This window comes from Shewanella chilikensis (assembly GCF_037953065.1).
In the GTDB taxonomy this organism is placed as follows: domain Bacteria; phylum Pseudomonadota; class Gammaproteobacteria; order Enterobacterales; family Shewanellaceae; genus Shewanella; species Shewanella chilikensis.
Genome location: NZ_CP149966.1, coordinates 1,301,926 through 1,322,068, shown reverse-complemented (window position 1 = coordinate 1,322,068; position 20,143 = coordinate 1,301,926). Strand labels below are relative to the sequence as shown.

At 58.0% G+C, this 20,143-nt stretch carries 7 protein-coding genes and 1 pseudogene; 5 read left to right on the top strand and 3 right to left on the bottom strand.

What is annotated here, in order from left to right:
- Nucleotides 1-23: 23 nt before the first annotated feature.
- Nucleotides 24-308, bottom strand: coding sequence for a hypothetical protein (locus tag WKR14_RS06060; protein WP_144161927.1), 285 nt, complete (start codon nucleotides 306-308; stop codon nucleotides 24-26).
- Nucleotides 309-708: 400 nt separating this feature from the next.
- Between WKR14_RS06060 and WKR14_RS06055 the strand changes: the two genes are divergently transcribed.
- The 5 genes and pseudogenes from WKR14_RS06055 to WKR14_RS06035 all read left to right on the top strand — a co-directional run.
- Nucleotides 709-1,494: a helix-turn-helix domain-containing protein gene (locus WKR14_RS06055; protein ID WP_039034214.1), complete on the top strand. Its 786-nt coding sequence runs from the start codon at nucleotides 709-711 to the stop codon at nucleotides 1,492-1,494.
- Nucleotides 1,491-9,017: an SDR family NAD(P)-dependent oxidoreductase gene (locus tag WKR14_RS06050; protein ID WP_339087516.1), complete on the top strand. Its 7,527-nt coding sequence runs from the start codon at nucleotides 1,491-1,493 to the stop codon at nucleotides 9,015-9,017. The genes WKR14_RS06055 and WKR14_RS06050 overlap by 4 nt, the downstream gene beginning before the upstream one ends.
- Nucleotides 9,014-11,314 carry a PfaB family protein gene (locus WKR14_RS06045; protein ID WP_339087515.1) on the top strand — a complete coding sequence of 767 codons (2,301 nt, stop codon included), beginning with the start codon at nucleotides 9,014-9,016 and terminating at the stop codon, nucleotides 11,312-11,314. The genes WKR14_RS06050 and WKR14_RS06045 overlap by 4 nt, the downstream gene beginning before the upstream one ends.
- 15 nt (nucleotides 11,315-11,329) lie before the next feature.
- Complete coding sequence (locus tag WKR14_RS06040) at nucleotides 11,330-17,215, top strand: beta-ketoacyl synthase N-terminal-like domain-containing protein (protein ID WP_339087514.1); 5,886 nt, start codon at nucleotides 11,330-11,332, stop codon at nucleotides 17,213-17,215.
- A 226-nt stretch (nucleotides 17,216-17,441) separates the two neighbouring features.
- Nucleotides 17,442-18,872, top strand: a pseudogene (locus WKR14_RS06035) (PfaD family polyunsaturated fatty acid/polyketide biosynthesis protein); the annotation flags it as partial.
- A 140-nt stretch (nucleotides 18,873-19,012) separates the two neighbouring features.
- Here the strand turns inward: WKR14_RS06035 and acpS are convergent.
- Nucleotides 19,013-19,393, bottom strand: coding sequence for a holo-ACP synthase (acpS, locus tag WKR14_RS06030; protein WP_101053503.1), 381 nt, complete (start codon nucleotides 19,391-19,393; stop codon nucleotides 19,013-19,015).
- The gene (pdxJ, locus tag WKR14_RS06025; protein WP_101053501.1) at nucleotides 19,393-20,130 is read right to left on the bottom strand and encodes a pyridoxine 5'-phosphate synthase; all 738 of its coding nucleotides are present in this window, start codon (nucleotides 20,128-20,130) and stop codon (nucleotides 19,393-19,395) included. The genes acpS and pdxJ overlap by 1 nt, the downstream gene beginning before the upstream one ends.
- Between the last annotated feature and the right edge of the window lie 13 nt (nucleotides 20,131-20,143).

The following is a 20,143-nucleotide window of genomic DNA, read 5'->3' as shown; positions in this document are numbered from 1 at the left end:
GGGCTCCCCCTCGGTCTCAAGTGCTAATCGTTCATGTTTTGCTGATTCATTTTATCGACATAGGCTCTCGCCTCTTCCCGCTCTCTTTCCCGTTGCTGGGCGGTTGTACAGCGGCGGTTGGGAATATTGCTGCCGGTAACCCTAACCCGGTCGCAGCGGTATCCCTGTTCATCGAGTCTTTGTTGGCGGGCCGCGTCCTCAGGCGACAACTCGGCGGTCGTTGCACTGGTACCACTGCAACCGGCGCCGAGTACAGTAAACAAGGTCGCACTCGCCATTCCCAGTAGATTATTTTTTGTTAAATACACCTGACACTCTCCATTTCTGTTGCTGATGCCAGTTCATCCAGTTGCCCTAAAGGCAGATACCCAGGTTGTAACATAAGCTGCAATATAAGCTGCAACAGACCACTGGGGATTAGGGATAAATAGGTATCAGATATCCATTTTTACAGCACAAAAAACCAAAACAACCAATTTATATCAATTTAAAAACAAATCAACAACAAGCCATTCCGGACTCATTTGCAAGTAAGTGCTTTAAAACAAAAGCAGGATTTTCAGTCCCAGATGATTGTATCGAGCAACAGGCACTGGTAATCTGCTTCACCTGTTACTGAAATAACAGCCTGACGCTCAGTATTGTGGAAGTTTGCAACCATGGCAGACAGGCGAGAAAGGAAGCCCAAGGGCCCAGTCCCAGCTGATTATGAAGCAAACTCAAACCGGAAAACGGCGTCATCGTAATGCCACCACCACCCCGGAAATGCGCCGCTTTATCCAGGAGTCGGAGCTCAATGTCAGCCAACTGGCACGGTTACTGAATATCAGTGAAGCAACCGTTCGCAAGTGGCGTAAACGCGAGTCGACCCAGGATCAATCCCACACCCCGCATCATCTGAATACCACTTTGAGCGATATTCAGGAGTATGTGGTTGTCGGGCTGCGCTGGCAGCTCAAGCTGCCGCTGGACAGGCTGTTGCAAGTCACCCAGGAGTTTATCAATCCCCATGTTTCGCGCTCCGGGCTGGCCCGCTGTCTGAAACGCCACGGCGCATCCCGGCTCGACAATATCGATGCCGCGCACTCGCTGCCGCCGAAACACTTCAATAAGCTGCCGGTCTACAGCGGCAGCAAGATGCAAACCTACACCCTCAACAGCCAAACGCTTGCCGATGCGTTGATGCTGCCCAGTACCGATGAACACACTGTGGTTCAGGTCGAAGCCATGAGTATTCCCATTGGCCAACAGACCCATTCGGTACTCATAGGGATGGATCCCGTCAGCGGCTGGGTCTATGTCGACATCTATCAGGATGACGACACCCACGCCGCCGACCGCTACATAGCCTACGTCCTCAAGCGCGCCCCGTTTGCCCTGCGCCGCTTGCTGGTACGCAACTATCATATTTTCCAGTCCAGGTTTCCCGCTGCCGCCAAGGCAGGGCGCAAACCCAGGCCGCAACTTGCAGCCACCAATGGAGATGCTCAATGAGCCAAGAACAAGCCTCTCAGATAGACAAACGCCTCAACAAAAGGCTGAAAGACACACCGATTGCCATAGTCGGCATGGCGAGCCTGTTTGCCGGCAGCCGTTATCTGAACCAGTTTTGGGATCTGATCTGCGACAAGATAGATGCCATCACCCAAGTGCCCGCCGACCGCTGGCAAGTGGCAGACTATTTTGACCCCGACAAGAAAGCCGCCGACAAGAGTTACTGCAAGCGCGGCGGCTTTATCCCGGAAGTGGATTTCAACCCGATGGAGTTTGGTCTGCCGCCCAATATCCTCGAACTGACCGACACCTCGCAGCTGCTGTCGCTGGTGGTAGCCAAAGAGGTGTTGGAGGATGCAGGTATCGATGAAGGCTCGGACTATGATCGCGACCGCATCGGCATCACCTTGGGGATTGGCGGTGGCCAGAAAATCAGCCAAAGCCTCAATGCCAGGCTGCAATACCCTGTGCTGAAAAAGGTGTTTCGCGAGAGTGGCGTCAGTGAGCAGGACAGCGAAATGCTGATCCGCAAATTCCAGGACCAATATATACACTGGGAGGAAAACTCCTTCCCTGGGTCACTCGGCAATGTTATCGCCGGTCGGATTGCCAACCGTTTCGATCTCGGCAGCATGAACTGTGTGGTCGATGCCGCCTGTGCCGGCTCGCTGGCGGCAATGCGGATGGCGCTCACCGAGCTGACCGAAGGCCGCAGCGATATGATGCTCACCGGAGGCGTCTGCACCGACAACTCTGCCTATATGTACATGAGCTTCTCCAAGACCCCGGCCTTTACCAGCGACGAGCAGATAAAGCCGTTCGACGCCGACTCCCGCGGCATGATGATAGGCGAAGGCATAGGCATGGTGGCGCTGAAACGCCTGGAGGATGCCGAGCGCGACGGTGACCGCATCTATGCGGTGATCAAGGGGGTTGGCGCCTCCAGCGACGGTAAGTTCAAGAGCATTTACGCGCCGCGCCCCGAAGGCCAGGCCAAGGCGCTGCAGCGGGCCTATGATGATGCCGGGTTCCCGCCCCATACTCTGGGCCTGATGGAAGCCCACGGCACAGGTACGGCCGCCGGTGATGTGGCCGAATTCAGCGGCCTCAACGCCGTAATGAGCCAGGATAATCCTGAGCTGCAACATATCGCCCTGGGTTCAATCAAGTCCCAGGTGGGCCATACCAAGTCGACCGCCGGCACCGCCGGGGTGATCAAGGCGGCATTGGCGCTGCATCACAAGGTGTTGCCGCCCACCATCAATGTGAAGCAGCCCAACCCCAAGATGGCAGTGGAGCAATCGCCCTTCTATCTCAACACTCAAACCCGCCCCTGGATGCCAAGAACCGACGGTACGCCAAGGCGCGCCGCCGTCAGCTCCTTTGGCTTTGGTGGCACCAACTTCCACCTGGTATTGGAAGAGCACAGCCCCGAATTACCCAAGCACCCCTCGCGCCTGAGACGCACGCCTTTGCCGCTGCTGTTTTGCGCACCAGACAAACCTACGCTGGAGCAAGAGATAAGCGCTCTGCTCAAGACGCTGGAGTCAGATGCCCATGACGACCTTGAAACCCTGTGCGCGCCCTATCGCCTCGGCAGCCAGACACAGGTACAAGGCCCCAGGCTGGGACTGCTTGCCTGCGACACCATAGAGCTGCAGCAAAAGCTGCAACAGGCCTTGAACAAGCTGCAAAGCACGGCGGAAGAACAGCCGCAAACCCGTTGGCTACAGCAGGGAGTCGAGTACCGCAGTGGGCCTTTGACTGAGGCCTTGACCGCCGCCCTGTTTGCCGGTCAAGGCAGTCAGTATCTACAGATGGGCTCTGGGCTAACCCAGCTCTATCCCGAGCTTCGCGCCGAATTTGCCGCCGCCGACCGTGAGTTTTCCCGCCAGGGCGTAGCCGACAAGTACGGCATGGGCCCCTTGTCGGCGCGGGTGTTCCCGATAGCCAAATTCTCGCCCCAGACCAGCAAAGAGGATGAACTGGCACTGGCCAATACCCGCTTTGCCCAAAGCGCCATTGGCGCACTCGGCATGGGACAGTTCACTCTGCTTTGCCAGGCCGGATTCCAGGCGGATATGCTGGCCGGTCACAGCTTTGGTGAGCTGTCGGCACTGCGCGCCGCTGGTGCCTTGAGCCGTGAGAACTATTACGCGCTGGCCTTCGCCCGAGGCGATGCCATGGCCAGTGTCCCCGAAGATAAAGATCCAGGCGCCATGAGCGCCGTTATCCTGCCTTCAGCCGCTGAGCGCAATACGCTCGAGCAACTGTTGCAGACTGAACCCGAGGTGCAGATAGCCAATATCAACAGCCCGGTTCAGCTTGTGATTGCCGGCGCGAGTGAAGCGGTAGCCCGGCTCAACCTCAAGCTGAACGAGGCAGGTTTGCGCGCCATAGCGCTGCCGGTATCCGGTGCCTTCCACACTCCGCTGGTGGCCCATGCGCAGCAACCCTTTGCCGAGGCGATTGCCCACCAGGGCTTGAGCGATGCGAAAACGCCTCTGTATGTCAATGCCACAGGTGACAAGCTGGCACAGGATGCCGAAAGCCTCAGAGCCAACCTGGAGCAGCATATGCTCAAGCAGGTGCGCTTCAGTGAGCAGATAGAGAACATGTACCGGGACGGCGCCAGAATATTTGTCGAGTTTGGCCCGAAAAACACCCTGGCCAGGTTGGCACAAGCCACCTTGGGCGATCGCGCCGCCGAATGCCTGTTCCTGTCGCTGGACAACCCAAGCTGTATCGATTCACTGGCCGCCGACACTGAGCTGAAGCAAGCCATTATCAGCCTGGCATTGGCGGGCCTGCCTCTGACAGATCCCGATGCCTATCGCGCCGTACAAACCCAGGCCAAACACAAGGCCTCACCGATGACTATCAAGCTCGGTGCCAGTAACTATATCAGCCCGGCGACCGCCCAGAAGATGGCGGCCTCACTCAAAGAGGGCCGGGTCAGTCAACAGACAAAAATAGTCGAGAAAGTCGTGGAAAAAATAGTCGAGATCCCAGTAGCGGTCGCAAGCCAGAACCCGAGTCAACCGAGCCAAGCTACAGCGCCACAAGCTGCAAACGGCCTCCCAGCAAACAGCGGCAGCGAATTACAGCAGTTTTTCAGCGCCCAGCAACAGTTGGCCGAGCTGCATCAGCAGTTTCTGAATATCCCACTGCAATATGGCAACAGTGTGCAGCAACTGCTCGCAGAGCAAGTAAAACTGGCGACGGCCGGCAAAGCGATTCCTGACAGCCTCAACCAGACCCTGGCCATGTTCCACCAGCACCAGGCCGAGACGTTGAAGATCCACAACGACTTTATTCAGTCGCAAAATCTCGGCGCCCAGCAGTTGTTGCAACAACTTCAGGGCGGTGCTGTGTTACCAAATTCTGTGTTGACCAATGCTGTATTGCCCAAGATAGAGCAGGCCCAAGCAGCAAGCACACCACAGCAACCAAGCCAGGTGCTACAAAGCCGGCCTCAAGCTCCAGCCCCAGCAGTAGCAGTAGCCGTAACCACAGCCAAGCCAAGCACAGGTGTCGAAGAGCTGATGTTGCAAGTGGTGGCCGACAAAACCGGCTACCCCACAGAAATGCTCGAGCTGGGGATGGATATGGAGGCCGATCTCGGTATCGACTCCATCAAGCGGGTGGAAATTCTCGGCACAGTGCAAGATCAATTGCCCAACTTGCCACAATTGGATGCCGCAACTCTAAGTGAATGCCGCACCCTGGGGCAGATAGTCGCTTATCTGCAGCAAAGCGCCGGTGTGGATTCCAGCGTGCAACCCGAGCCAATTCAGCCGAGTTCTGCCCAGTCAAACACGGCTAGTGATGTGACGGCACTGATGCTGCAGGTAGTAGCCGACAAAACCGGCTACCCCACAGAGATGCTGGAGCTGGGGATGGATATGGAGGCCGATCTCGGTATCGATTCCATCAAGCGGGTGGAAATTCTCGGCACAGTGCAAGATCAACTGCCTGAGCTGCCGCCGCTGGATGCCGCAACTCTAAGCGAATGCCGCACCCTGGGGCAGATAGTCGATTATCTGCAGCAAAGCGCCGGTGTGAACGCCAGTGTGCAGCCTGAGGCAATTCAGCCGAGCCCTGCCCAGTCAAACGCGGCTAGTGATGTGACGGCACTGATGCTGCAGGTAGTGGCGGACAAGACCGGCTACCCGGCAGAGATGCTCGAACTGGGAATGGATATGGAGGCCGATCTCGGTATCGATTCCATCAAGCGGGTGGAAATTCTCGGCACAGTGCAGGATGCCTTGCCTGAGCTGCCACAATTGGACGCCGCCACCCTAAGCGAATGCCGCACCCTGGGGCAGATTGTCGATTATCTGCAGCAAAGCGCCGAAGTGAACGCCAGTGTGCAGCCTGAGCCAGTTTCAAATCAAAATGATGTCACGGCACTGATGCTGCAAGTGGTGGCCGACAAGACCGGCTATCCAGCCGAAATGCTCGAGCTGGGAATGGATATGGAGGCCGATCTCGGTATCGATTCCATCAAGCGGGTGGAAATTCTCGGCACAGTGCAGGACCAATTGCCAGAGCTGCCGCCGCTGGATGCAGCCACCTTAAGCGAATGCCGCACCCTGGGGCAGATAGTCGATTATCTACAGCAAAGCGCCGGAGTGAACGCCAGTGTGCAGCCTGAGCCAATTCAGCCGAGCCCTGCCCAGTCAAACACAGCTCAATCAAACACAGCTAGTGATGTCACGGCAATCATGCTACAGGTAGTGGCCGAGAAGACCGGCTACCCGGCCGAAATGCTCGAGCTTGGGATGGATATGGAGGCCGATCTCGGTATCGACTCCATCAAGCGGGTAGAAATTCTCGGCACAGTGCAGGACAAACTGCCTGAGCTGCCGCTGCTGGACGCCGCAAGCTTAAGCGAATGCCGCACCTTGGGGCAGATAATAGATTGTTTTGCCGGCTCAAACGCTGAGCATGCAGCCGAGCCGCTAACCCAAACCTATGAGACGCCAAACACTCAGCCGAGTGTGGCCTTGCCGCCCCATTCGGGAGTCAGCCTAAAAAAGCTGCCGGCGGCAGATAGATTCTCAGGCGCAAGCGCCGAGGCTCTGTTTGCCGCGAACAGCTGTGCGCTGCTGCTCGATGACGGCCACAATGCCGGTGTCCTGGCCAAGAAACTGACAGACAGTGGCATCAGTGTCACTCTGGTGCGCCCGGCGGCAACCGATTCGCAATCGGCGCTGGACAGCAAGCTGCCAATCCTGACTCTGGCCAGCAATGATGATGCCGGAGTCAAGGCGCTCATCGCCGGGCTCAAACAGCAAGTGGCCATCTATATCCATCTGCAGCCACAACTGCCGCAGGAACAACTCGAAGAGTTGATGCCGCTCAACATCACGGCCAAGACTCAGGTACAACTGAGCTTCCTGTTCGCCAAGCATTTGAGCCCAACCTGGCAAGCGCCGACAAAAGGCCGCCGCGCCTTTATCACTGTGGCGCGCATGGATGGTCAGCTGGGTTTCAGCGGTCAGCCCTGTGAATTGAATCAGAGCGCCCTGTTTGGCTTAACCAAGACCCTGGCGCAGGAATGGCCTCAGGTGCATTGCCGCGCGTTGGATCTTGCTCCCGAGCTTGATGCCTCGGCGCTGGCCTCGCAAGTCATGGATGCGCTCTACAGCCCGAGTCAGGATCCGTTGGAGTGGGGCAAAAGCGCCGCCGGCAGAGTGACCCTGGTAGCGACTTCGGCCTATGACCAGATTGCTGCCGATACAGGCATGGCGCCATGCAGGCTCGATAGTTCAGATAAAATACTGGTGACCGGGGGCGCAAAAGGCGTCACCCTGGACTGTGCCCTGGCGCTGGCCCGCGAAAGTGGTAGTCACTTTATTCTCGCCGGTCGCAGCAAGGCCTTGGCATTGGAAGCCTTTCCCGATTGGGCCAAGGGGCTTGAGAGCGGTCAGCTAAAAGCAGCCGCAATCACCGCGCTATTGGCCAAGGGGCAAAAGCCCTCGCCCAAGGAAGTGGAAGCCCTGATAAAACCTCTGGTCAACGCGCTTGAGATTCACGCGGCGCTCAAGCGCTTTGAGGCCATAGGTGCCAGCGCCGAATACCTGAGCCTGGATGTCAGTAACCCGGATGCGGTCGCGTCCACACTGGCGCCCATTCAGGCATTGGCGCCTATCAGCGGGCTGATTCACGGCGCCGGGGTGTTGGCCGATAAACACATCGCCGACAAGACCCTCGCCGAACTCGAATTGGTTACAGGCACTAAAGTTGGCGGCCTCTCCACCTTGCTCAGAGCCTTGGCGCCAAACAAAAAGGCCGCCGAGCACTTAAAACTGTTGGCGCTGTTTTCCTCCGCCGCCGGTTTCTACGGCAACACAGGCCAGAGCGACTACGCCATGGCCAATGAAATTCTCAATAAAACCGCTCATCGGCTGCATCATGAGTTGCCGACCACCCGAGTGATCAGTTTCAACTGGGGCCCCTGGGATGGCGGCATGGTCAACGCGGCGCTGAAGCAGATGTTTGAGTCCCGCGGCGTCTATGTGATCCCAAGAGAAGCCGGTGCCAAGCTGTTTGCCGAGGCGATTCTGGCCCGCTCGGAGCCGCAGCTGTTGATTGGCTCCAGTATGCAAGGCCCGGGGGACAAACAAGGCCTGAACCACACAGATGTGCCAGAGGCCCAAGCTAGCCCCCAAATCCTGAGTCGCAGCATCAAGCGCCAGGAGCTGGCGCTGCTGAAAGATCACTGCATAGGCGGCAATCCGGTATGGCCGACTGTCTGCGCGCTCCAGTGGATGCTGCAAAGTGCCCAGAGCCTCTTTGGCGGCGATTGGCGCGCCGTGGACTATAAGCTGCTCAAAGGCGTGGTATTTGACACTGATGAAAAGCGATTGCAGCTCAGCCTGACTCTGGGAGCCGACGGCGAGCTGCAGGCGAGCATCAGCTGTGATGAGCGGCCTCAGTATCAGGCGACCTTACTGCCGTTAATGCAGCAACCGTTAATGCCGCAGCCGTTAATGCCGCAGCATGCCAGTCAGCCACTGGCACATGTTTCTATGACAGAGATAGGCGAAGGTGAGCTCCAAGTGCGTCAAGGCAGTGAGTTTTATCACAGCGGCGCCCTGTTCCATGGCCCGCAGCTGCAGGCCATTACTGAGGTACTGCAGTTTGATGACCAAGGCCTTAGCTGCCGATACCAGCTACCGGATGCCGCATCGAGCGAAGATCGCGCCCTGATCCAGCAAGACGCACTGCTGCAGGCCATGTTGATCTGGGCCCGGCTCAAATACGATGCCGCCAGCCTGCCCTCTTCCCTGGCGACGCTCTGGCAAAACGCCCTGCTACCTGAAAATGACACCGGCCTTATTCGCCTGCAGGTGACCAAGCACTCCAGCCGTCAGCTCAGCGCCGATCTGGCCCTGTTCAACGCCGAGGGCCAGCTGCAAACCGGGCTGGAAAATGCCAAGGTCACCATTAGCAAGGGGCTCAATGCCGCCTTTGAACCGGCCAAGGCCGCCACAGGTAATAGAGAAAGGCCTTGAGCAAAGCGATAGGCCCTATGCCTCACATTGAAGTAAAGCCAGCTGAGTCTGCGGCCGAAAAGCCGCTGCGGCTGGCACTGTGCCTGGTCGAAGAGGAGCAAAGCCTGGCGCCCAAGCTTAGGGCTGCCTTGCGCACTATCGCGTTTGATAGTAATCAGGTTCCCTACTGGCCTTGGCTGGTGGCCGAAGTCAAGGCCGGGGCAAGCCTGAGCCTGGTGCTGCCATCAAAGCAGCGGCTATTGCTGCTAAGCGCAGTCGATGCGGCGCAAGCAAGACTGCATCCCCAAGCCTTGCTGCAGGCCTTAAGCCATGGCGCTCACAAGCCGCAGCAGCTTCTTAAGCAGGCCTGGCAGCAGGCAAAACGCCCGGAGATAGAAGAAAGGGACACTCTGTTTCTGGAGCAATCGCTGGAACTTGAGCCGTTATGCCTGCAACTGGAGGCATTTGCCAAGCGGCGCCTGGCGCAGAAAATGGCGGGGTTGCCTTTTCAAGGCAAGTCTCTGGCGCTGGTCTTCAGTTCCCCTGCTATGGCGCTGATCCTCAGCCAAGGCACAGCCTTGAGCGGTTATTGCGATGAAACAGCCCTGAGCGGCTCTTATAATAAAACAGCCTTGAGCGGCTCTTGTGATAAAACAGCCCTGAGCAGTTCTTGTGATGAAAAAGCCTTGAGCGACTCTTGCGATAAAACAGCCTTGAGCGGCTCTTATGATAAAACAGCCTTGAGCGACTCTTGCGTGAGCAGCTTTTGTGTGAGCGGCTTGGCTTTTGGAAAAGAATCAAGCTCTGGCCTTTGTTCCCAAGGAGCACCCTGGCTTTTACCGCTGACCTTGATTGCCAACCCAAAGACTCTGCTCAGTGAGGCGCAAACTGCGCTGCAGCAGGCCCAAAGTCGCCTGAGCCAATCGATGAGCGCAGATGCTCTGGCGCGCTGGCTGACGGATGAATTGAAAACCCTGGAGCAGAGCTTTTCAGGCACAGCGCCCGAGGGCGGCGAATACTATTCGCTGGTGCTTATTGGCAAAGATGCCGCCGAGCTTATTGCCGAGAGCGAATTGCTCCTGGGTCAGCTTCGGAAAATAACGTCTTTGGCCAAACTGCCAGAGCTTGAGCTTATTACGCCAAATGGCAGCGTTTTTTGCGCCCAGCCGCTGGGCCCGGCTCGCCTCTGCTTTGTCTACCCGGGTGTCGGTACGGCTTACCATGGCATGCTCGGCGCCTTAAAACAGGCCTTTCCCAAGAGTTATGCCGATTTTGAGGCCGCAGCAACAGCCGAAAATGTCGCCCTATCCACCCTGCTGCCAACAGCCTTGAGCGATGTTTCCAATGAAACAACCTTGAGCGATAAAGGAGAGGCCGCACCCAGTCCGGCGCCAACAATGACACTCGCCGAGCAGGCCGTTGCCGGGGTCGGCGCCAGTGTGCTGCTGACGCAGATACTGCGGCGGGAGTTCAAGCTCCGCCCGGCCTTTGCCATAGGCTACTCCATGGGCGAAGCGGCCATGTTTGCCGCCAATGGCGTCTGGGACAAGCCTTTTGCTTTGGTTAAACCTACGCTGGAAAGCCGGATTTTCTCAGAGCAGATCTCGGGCGCGCTCACAGCCGTGCGCCAGGAGTGGCAACTCGATGCCAGAGATGCCATCTGCTGGAACAGTTTTCTGCTGCGCATTGATACAGGCAGCATCACGCCATTATTGCAAAACCCGGCTTACTCGCGGGTCTACCTCGCCATACGTCAGGGGCCAAGCTGCGTGCTGGCCGGGGATGAGGCTCAGTGCCGGGCACTGATAAAGGCCCTTGGCAAACGCGGCGTTGCCGCCAACCGGGTCACCGCCATGCACACACCGGCGGCCCTGCGTGTAAAGCCCGAATTGACCGCCTTTTATAACAGGCCACTCTCGGGTGAGCTTGAACAGCCGCAGCCCATCTATATCAGCGCCGGCAGCGAGCAGCCGCTCAAACCTGCCAGGCTTGAGCGCAAGCAGATAGCCGAGACCATAGCGACTTGTTTCAGCCAGCCACTCGATGTGGAGTCGCTGCTGCAAAGAGCCCGAAAACATGGCGCGCAGCTGTTTCTGGAGGTCGGCGCCGACAGCCAAACCAGCAGCATTATCCAGGCGATGGCCGGAAAACAGCTCTCCAGCGATATCAAAGCCTTTGGCTGCGATCGCAAACATAGCGGCGCCGCCGACAACAAAGCATTACTCAAGGCCCTGGCTCGACTCATCAGCCACAGGGTCCCACTGGCCACAGCGGCACTGTATCCACAGCTTGCCCGGCCCGATAACTTAGTGACGTGAGAAAGTGAGAACAGAGTGACAAGTAAACAAGCCGAGCCCATTGCCATAGTTGGCATGGCCGCCCGCTTCCCGGGCTGTGAGGATCTGGACGCCTTCTGGCAACTGCTCAGCGAAGGCCGGGATGCCATCAGCTCCCTGAATGACAGCCAATTGGGCGCCAGTGTCAGCGATTATCAAGGCGCAAAAGGCCAGAGCGACCGTTTCTATTGTGATAAGGGCGGTTATATTCGCCAGCTAAACTTCTCGCCCGAGGGCTATGCCAGATCAGCGGATGAAATGGCAACGGGTGCCCAAACCTGGGATCAGCACCTGTTGTGGGCACTCGATTGCGCCCGCAAGGCCCTGCAAAGCGCCGGGCTAACCCCTGCACAAAACGCTTCCGACTTGGCGCGCTGCGGCGCCGTGATGGGCACGCTTTCGTTCCCTACCCGAGCTTCCAACAAGGCCTTTTTGCCGCTGTATCATCACAGTGTCGATACGGCGCTGCGACGCCGTTTCCCCGGCATGCCGCCATTGGCGTCAGCCATAGATGCGGGAACAGACGAAAATACCGGCCCAGGCACAGATGCAAGCATTCGCCATTGGGATACGGATATCGCCGCCCAGGGCTCTGAACTGCTGTGCGATTGCCTGGGTCTTGGCGGCCCAAGCCTAAGCCTGGATGCCGCCTGCGCCAGCTCAGTCTATGCATTGCGCCTGGCCTGCGACTATCTCAGTAACCACAGCGCCGATGTGATGTTGGCCGGTGCCGTCAGCGGTGCCGATCCCTTCTTTATCCATATGGGCTTTTCCATTTTCCAGGCCTTCCCCGAGTCGGGCCAAAGCGCCCCGCTGGATAACCATTCCGGCGGCCTGTTTGCCGGTGAAGGCTGCGGCGTATTGGTGCTCAAGCGCCTGAGCGATGCCCAAAGGGATGGCGATACCATTCACGGCATAATCAGAGGCACAGGGCTTTCCAACGATGGCCGCGGCCAGTTTGTCTTAAGCCCCGCCAGCAAGGGCCAGGTACTGGCGTTTGAACGGGCCGCCGAGGCGGCAAATATCGCGCCATCCCAGGTGGAGGTGGTTGAGTGCCACGCCACGGGCACGCCTCTGGGTGACAAGGTGGAACTCAGCTCCATGGAACAGTTTTTCGGCCCACGCCTGGAAGGCAGCGCCGCGCCTAAAATCGGCTCGGTCAAGTCCAACCTCAGCCACTTGCTGACCGCTGCCGGTATGGCAGGCATCATCAAGTTGCTGCTGTCGATTAAACACAAGCTGTTACCTGCCTCGGTGAGAATATCGGCGCCGCTGAGCTCGCCCAACGGCGTGTTTGGCGAGCACAATATAGTGCGCAGCGCCATCCCCTGGCCGACCAAAACGGGCAATACAGGCCCGGTTGCCGGGGTGTCTGTGTTCGGATTCGGGGGCTGTAACGCCCACTTGCTGCTCACAGGACCCGATGCGGCCAAAGAGCTTATTCCGGCCAAGCCTTCGCCGGGAACGGCTGCAAACCTGGGCGCTGACTGCCTGGCGATTGAGGGCGCCGCCGCGCATTTCGGCGCCGCCGACTCACTCGAGGTGCTTGCCAAGCTGATAGCCAAAGGGCAAACGGCCACCAGAGCCCTGCCACCCAAACGCTGGAAAGGCCTGGAGCGAAACCGCTCTTTGCTCTCCAGAATGGGGCTTGAACAGGCTCCCAATGGCGGCTACATAGACAAGTTTGAACTGGATTTCCTCAAATTCCGCCTGCCGCCCCATCCGGGGGATAGACTGGTAGCGCAGCAATTACTGCTGCTCAAGGTGGCCGATGATGCAATTCACGATGCCAATCTGCCCATGGGTGGCCGGGTGGCTGTATTGGTCGCCATGGAAACCGAGCTTGAGCTGCATCAGTTCCGCGGCCGAGTTAATCTGCACAGCCAGATTAGCCAGAGCCTTAACGATGCCGGCATCAACTTAAGCCAAGATGAGTATCTCGAACTCGAGCGTTTGGCGATGGACAGCGTACTGCCCAGCGCCAGCCTCAATCAATACACCAGCTATATAGGCAACATCATGGCCTCCCGGGTCGCCTCCCAATGGGATTTCAACGGCCCGGCTTTCAGTATTTCGGCCGCCGAGCTGTCGGTCCCCCGGGCGTTGGAAGTCGCCGCCAATCTCTGCCGCACCGAGGCGTTGGACGCCGTAGTAGTGGCCGCTGTGGATCTCGCCGGCAGCGCCGAGCGGGTATTGCACTCGGGCAAGCGCCTGCAGCAACTTGGACTGTTACCGGGTGAAGGCGCCGGTGCCTTGGTGCTGACGCCGTCAGTTGCGCATCAAAGCGGCCGCTACGGCGCCCTGACAGAGCTGAGTTTCAAGCCGTTTTCATCAGTGGAATTAACAGCTACAGAGCCTCTCTCTGCGGCAGACTCAAGGGAGCAAGCACTTTGCCGGGACGCACAGCCTGAGGTAGATGAACACAGCCCCAGCATCAAGGCTTTTCGTCGTCTCGCGGCCACCAGCCACAGCGCCGTCTCGCGTATGGGGCACAGCTTTGCCGCCGCCGGGATGGCCAGTTTGCTGCACTCGCTGCTGCGCCTGACCCAGGATAGGGATAAAGATTCCCACACCCTGCTGATAGATGGCGAGCGCCGCTGCGCCGCGGTTACTTTGCAACAGTCAGCGGAGCAAAAGGCGCGCCTGCAACAGGCGCTCCGCACGCAGAATAAAAAGAACCGTCAAGAGAATAGTCAAGGGGCCAGTGAAAAGCCCAGTCAAAAGATAGCCGGCGCAAATGTCCGCCAGCTGTGGCAAACCATCACCCTTGGCGGTGACGCCATAGAGCAGCATATCGCCACCGCCGAGCTTAAACACGAGACCGGCATTCGCCAAAAGCTTGCCCAGGCAAAGAACACTCAAGCCCAGGCAGCGCCTGCAATGCACACCAGCAGCCAACAAGTTAACAGTGAACTGACTAAGGAGCTCACTCCGGTGAACAATCAGCACGCCCCATCAGCTCTCAGACAATCCATGCCCGGCGATAAAATTGCGGCCGCTCCCCATAAAGCCGCTACCGAAGCGCACCTGCAGGCACTGGCAGATAATCAACGGCTGGCACGTGAAGCGCACCTGGCCTTCCTCAAGAGCCGCGAAACCGGACTGGCACTGGCCAGCGCCCTCTTGGGCGCCGGGGCCACGGCCAAAAACCGCTTAAGCGCTGAAACTATCGGTTCAGAAGACAAGCGCTCGACAGACCTGAGCTCCGCCTCAGTAGTGTCTTTGCCAGCGCGCACGCCCAAGGACTCGGTTCAAACGGCTGCTGAAGCTGTTGCCAAAACCATTGCCCCCAAAGCGACATCCCAAGTGCCCAAGGACAAACCCTGTATCTGGAATTATCAGGATCTGGTGCAATACGCCGAGGGCGACATAGCGCCGGTATTCGGCCCCGAGTATGCCGTGATCGACAGCTACCGCCGCCGGGTGCGACTGCCCACCACAGATTACTTGCTGGTCTCCAGGGTGACTAAACTCAATGCCCGTCTTGGCGAATACAAGCCGAGCACCATGACCACAGAGTATGATATTCCCGTGGACGCCCCCTATCTGGTCGATGGCCAGATCCCCTGGGCGGTGGCCGTGGAATCGGGCCAGTGTGACTTGATGCTGATAAGCTATCTCGGCATAGATCTGGAGAACAAGGGCGAGCGGGTCTACCGTTTGCTCGACTGTACCCTCACCTTCCTCGGCGATCTGCCCCGTGGCGGTGATACCCTGAGATACGACATCTCCATCAATCACTTTGCCCGCAACGGCGATACCCTGCTGTTTTTCTTCTCCTACGAGTGTTTTGTCGGCGAACGTCTGATCCTCAAGATGGACAACGGCTGCGCCGGTTTCTTCACCGATGCCGAGCTGGCCGATGGCAAAGGAGTCATCCGCACCGAAGAGGAGATCAAGGCCCGCAACCTGGCGATGGCGAACAAGCGCCAATTCCAGCCCTTGATCCACTGTAAACAACAGATATTTGATTACCAGCGAATGAGGCAACTGCTGAGCGGCGATATCGGCGCCTGCTTTGGCCCATCTCATGACTTGGGTTACCGCCAAGCCTCGCTGTGTTTTGCCTCGGAAAAGTTCCTGATGATCGAAGAGGTCAGCAGAGTCGAACCAAGCGGCGGCGCCTGGGGCCTGGGTCTGGTTGAAGGGCACAAGCAACTGGAGCCGGATCACTGGTATTTCCCCTGTCATTTCAAGGACGATCAGGTGATGGCCGGTTCCTTGATGGCCGAGGGCTGCGGTCAGTTGCTGCAGTTCTATATGCTCTATCTTGGCCTGCACAAACACACCCGCAATGGCCGTTTCCAACCACTGGAAAGTGCGCCGCAGAAGGTACGTTGCCGCGGACAGGTACAGCCGCAATCCAATCGTCTCACCTATCGGATGGAAGTCACCGAAATAGGACTGACACCCAGCCCCTGGGCCAAGGCCAATATTGAGATCTTGCTCGACGGCAAGGTGGTGGTGGACTTCCAGAATCTTGGCGTCATGCTCAAGGAAGATGAAGACTGCCACAGGTACGCCGATGACAGTGCAGTGAGTGACCAGGAGTACAGCGGAAAGCCGCAACAGGTTGCCGCCTCGGCAAGTGATGCTAACAAGGCGTTGAACGCCGGGCGCCAGGCGTCCATCAATGCACCCTTGATGAGCCATGAAAGCTGCCCGGACTCTCAGCCCATTCACGGCGTGCTCCCGGTCAGGCATGTTCCGGCACCAGTAACGCCGGACTACCCGAATCGCAGACCCGATACTGCGCCCTTTACTCCCTGGCATATGTTTGAATTTGCCACCGGCGATATTGAGAACTGCTTCGGCCCCGACTTTGCCGCCTACCGCGGACTTATCCCACCGCGCACCCCCTGCGGCGATCTGCAGCTCACCACCAGGGTGACACAGGTGATTGGCAAGCGCGGCGACTTCAAGTCTCCCGCCTCCTGTATCGGCGAATATGAAGTGCCACCCAAGGCTTGGTACTTCAGTGAAAACAGCCACCCGGCGCATATGCCCTACTCGATTTTGATGGAGATAGCGCTGCAGCCCAACGGTTTTATTTCCGGCTATATGGGCACCACCTTGGGCTATGGCGACACAGAGCTTTTCTTCCGTAACCTCGACGGTAAAGGCACACTGCTGCGCCGGCTTGACCTGCGTGGCAAGACCATCCGCAACGACTCGCGTTTGCTGAGCACTGTCAAGGCGGGCACCAACATCATCCAGAGCTTCAGCTTTGTGCTCAGCGCCGATGGTGAACCCTTCTATGAAGGCGAGGCAGTATTTGGTTACTTCAAGGCCGAGGCGCTGAAAAACCAGTTGGGACTGGATAACGGCAAGGTGACCGAGCCCTGGGATAAACAGCAAGGGCTTGAGGCCGATGTGAGCTATGATCTTCGCGCCGCCGATTGCGCTCTCTATCATGGCTCTTGGGATCAAAAACACCTGCGCCTGCCGGGCGGTCGACTCAACTTTGTCGATTCTATCCGCATCTGCCGCCAAGGCGGTCATTCCAACTTGGGCTACATCTATGGCGAGCGCAAAATCGATGCCGCTGACTGGTTCTTCCGCTTCCATTTCCATCAGGACCCTGTGATGCCGGGCTCGCTCGGAGTGGAAGCCATGCTGGAACTCCTGAGTGCCTTTGCCCTGGACGCCGGGCTTGGAAGCCAATTCAATAACCCTAGATTCGCCCATTGCCTGAGTCAGGTACAGTGGAAATACCGCGGTCAGATCAATCCCCTGAACCGGCAGATGTCGCTGGAGCTGCATATCACAGCCATAGAGGATACGCCGGACAGAGTCACACTGACAGCCGATGCCTGGCTCGCCAAAGATGGCCTGCGAATTTATGAAATAAAAGATCTGGCTCTGGCCATTGAAGAAGCCTGAGCCCTCAGGCAAAGACAACCGAACAGATAATGAGAGCAACAAGATGACAAGCTTCAATTGGCCCTGGGCCCTGAACCCGAACAGTGATGATGTCTTTGCGGCCACGGATAACTGTGCCGGCAACGCAATCAAGGCGCTGGATAAGCCGCTGTTTGTCGCCAGACAAACCAAGGGTGAAATCCTGTTTGCCAATCAGGCGCAGCTTGCCGAGACGAGTGCAAGCGGCAATACACTGCCGGTTTGCGCCATGGTGCCGCCACTCAGCGCAGCAGCGCTCGGCGATCCGGCCTTTGCCGCCTGCCACAAAGTCAAGTACGCCTATTATGCCGGCGCCATGGCCAACGGTATCGCCTCCGAAGAGCTGGTGATTGCCCTCGGCAAGGCCGGCATACTCTGCTCATTCGGCGCCGCCGGTCTGGTGCCCGCCCGAGTGGAAGCCGCCATCAGCCGAATTCAGGCGGCGCTGCCAAGCGGCCCCTACGCCTTTAACCTGATCCACAGCCCCAGTGAACCGGCACTCGAACAAGGCGCGGTCGAGCTCTACCTCAAACACCGGGTGCGTACGGTCGAAGCCTCGGCCTTTCTGGCGCTGACCCCTCACATAGTAAGATATCGGGTGGCCGGACTGAGCCGGGACAGTAACGGCAACACCCTAATCGCCAACAAGGTGATAGCCAAGGTGAGCCGCACCGAAGTCGCCGCCCACTTTATGGCGCCGCCGCCGGAGAAAATCCTCCAGCTGCTGCTGAGTCAGGGATGGATCACTGAACTGCAGGCCGAACTTGCCAGGCAGGTGCCCATGGCCGACGACATTACCGCCGAGGCCGACTCCGGCGGCCATACCGACAATCGTCCTCTGGTTACCCTGCTGCCCACCATTATCGCCTTGCGGGATAAAATGCAGGAAAAATACGCCTACCAAGAACCTATCCGGGTTGGAGCGGGTGGCGGCATAGGCACGCCGGATGCGGCTTTGGCGGCCTTCAATATGGGCGCCGCCTTTATTGTTACCGGCTCTATCAATCAGGCCTGTATCGAAGCCGGTGCCAGCGAGCACAGCCGTAAGCTATTGGCGACAGTGGAAATGGCCGATGTCACCATGGCGCCGGCCGCGGATATGTTTGAGATGGGCGTCAAGCTGCAAGTGGTAAAACGCGGCACCCTCTTCCCCATGCGAGCCAATAAGCTTTACGAAATCTACAGCCGCTACGACTCGATAGAGGCCATTCCGGCCGATGAGCGCCAAAAACTGGAAACTCAGGTATTTCGCGCCAATCTGGATGAAATCTGGCAAGGTACGGTTGCCCACTTTATGGCGCGGGATCCCGAACAAATTCGCCGCGCCGAGGGCAATCCTAAGCGCAAGATGGCGCTTATTTTTCGCTGGTATCTGGGGCTATCGAGCCGCTGGTCCAACACAGGGGAAAGCGGTCGGGAGATGGATTACCAGATCTGGGCCGGACCGGCACTGGGCGCCTTCAACGCCTGGGCCAAGGATAGCTACCTGGATGATTACCGCCAGCGCCGCGCCGTGGACTTGGCACTGCAACTGCTCGAAGGCGCCGCCTATCAAAACCGGGTCAACCAGTTGCGAAGCCAGGGCATAGTCCTGCCATCCAGTCTGGGCCATTATCGGCCGCTGAAATCGCTGGACTGATAATAAGCGAATCTTGATGCAAAAAGGCCAGAGTCAGGTTAACAACCTACCTCTGGCCTCAGTTACCATCAATTGAGCAAGTATGCGGTTAGCATGAATTGTTCGACTTATCAAACTGAGCTTACTGTTCCGACTGAAGCTCAGTCGCTCAGAACAACCGTCGCCACCGCATAGTGACGTTCATCGGCAATGGACAGTAGTGCCCGCTTGGCGCCCAGTGTTTCCAGGCGTTGGCACGCGCCATCACTGAATTCAAGCAAGGGCGCACCATCGGCATTGTTGCTGATATGAATATGCTGAAACGAGACTCCGCGGCCGATTCCGGTTCCCAGCGCCTTGGCAGCCGCTTCCTTGGCCGCAAAGCGCTTGGCCAGAAATCGCGCCGGTTCGCTCAGCGTCTGAAAGCGGACATATTCGGCCTCGGTCAGCACCCGTTTGGCCAGCCTATCTCCGCCCCGCTCCAACTGAGCCTCAATGCGGGCGATTTCCACTATGTCGGTTCCCAGTCCCAGCACAGCCATTACTCGCCTCTGCGACCTTCCAACATGAGTTGCTTCATATCTCTGACCGCCTTGTCCAGGCCGTCTATCGCCGCCCTGGCTATGATGGCGTGGCCGATATTCAGCTCATGCAGCTCGGGGATGGCCGCTATCGGCTTCACATTGTGATAGTGCAGCCCGTGCCCTGCGTTGACCACCAGGCCCTTGCCATGAGCATAGGTCGCCATTTCCGTGATACGGGCCAACTCCTCGCTCTCCTCTTCGGCGCTGTGGGCGTCGGCGTAGCGGCCGGTATGAATTTCTATCACGGGCGCCCCCACGGCTACGGCGGCATCTATCTGCTCGCGGTTGGCATCGATAAAGAGTGATACTTTAATGCCCTGCTCGGTCAGACGTTTGACCGCCGCGGCAATTTTCGGCTGCTGACCGGCAACGTCCAAGCCGCCCTCTGTAGTAAGCTCCTCGCGTTTTTCCGGCACCAGACAAACATAGGCAGGCTTAACCTCACAGGCGATATCCAGCATCTCTTCGGTAACCGCCATTTCCAGATTCATCCGGGTCTTGAGCGTCTTGGCCAGCAGATAGACATCGCGATCCACTATGTGGCGTCTGTCTTCACGCAGATGGATAGTGATCCCTTCGGCGCCGGCGTGCTCGGCCACGGCCGCTGCATGCACAGGATCCGGGTAATGGGTGCCACGCACCTGTCGCAAGGTGGCGATATGATCTATGTTCACCCCTAACAAGATTCGATTCATCTTTAACTCCTTG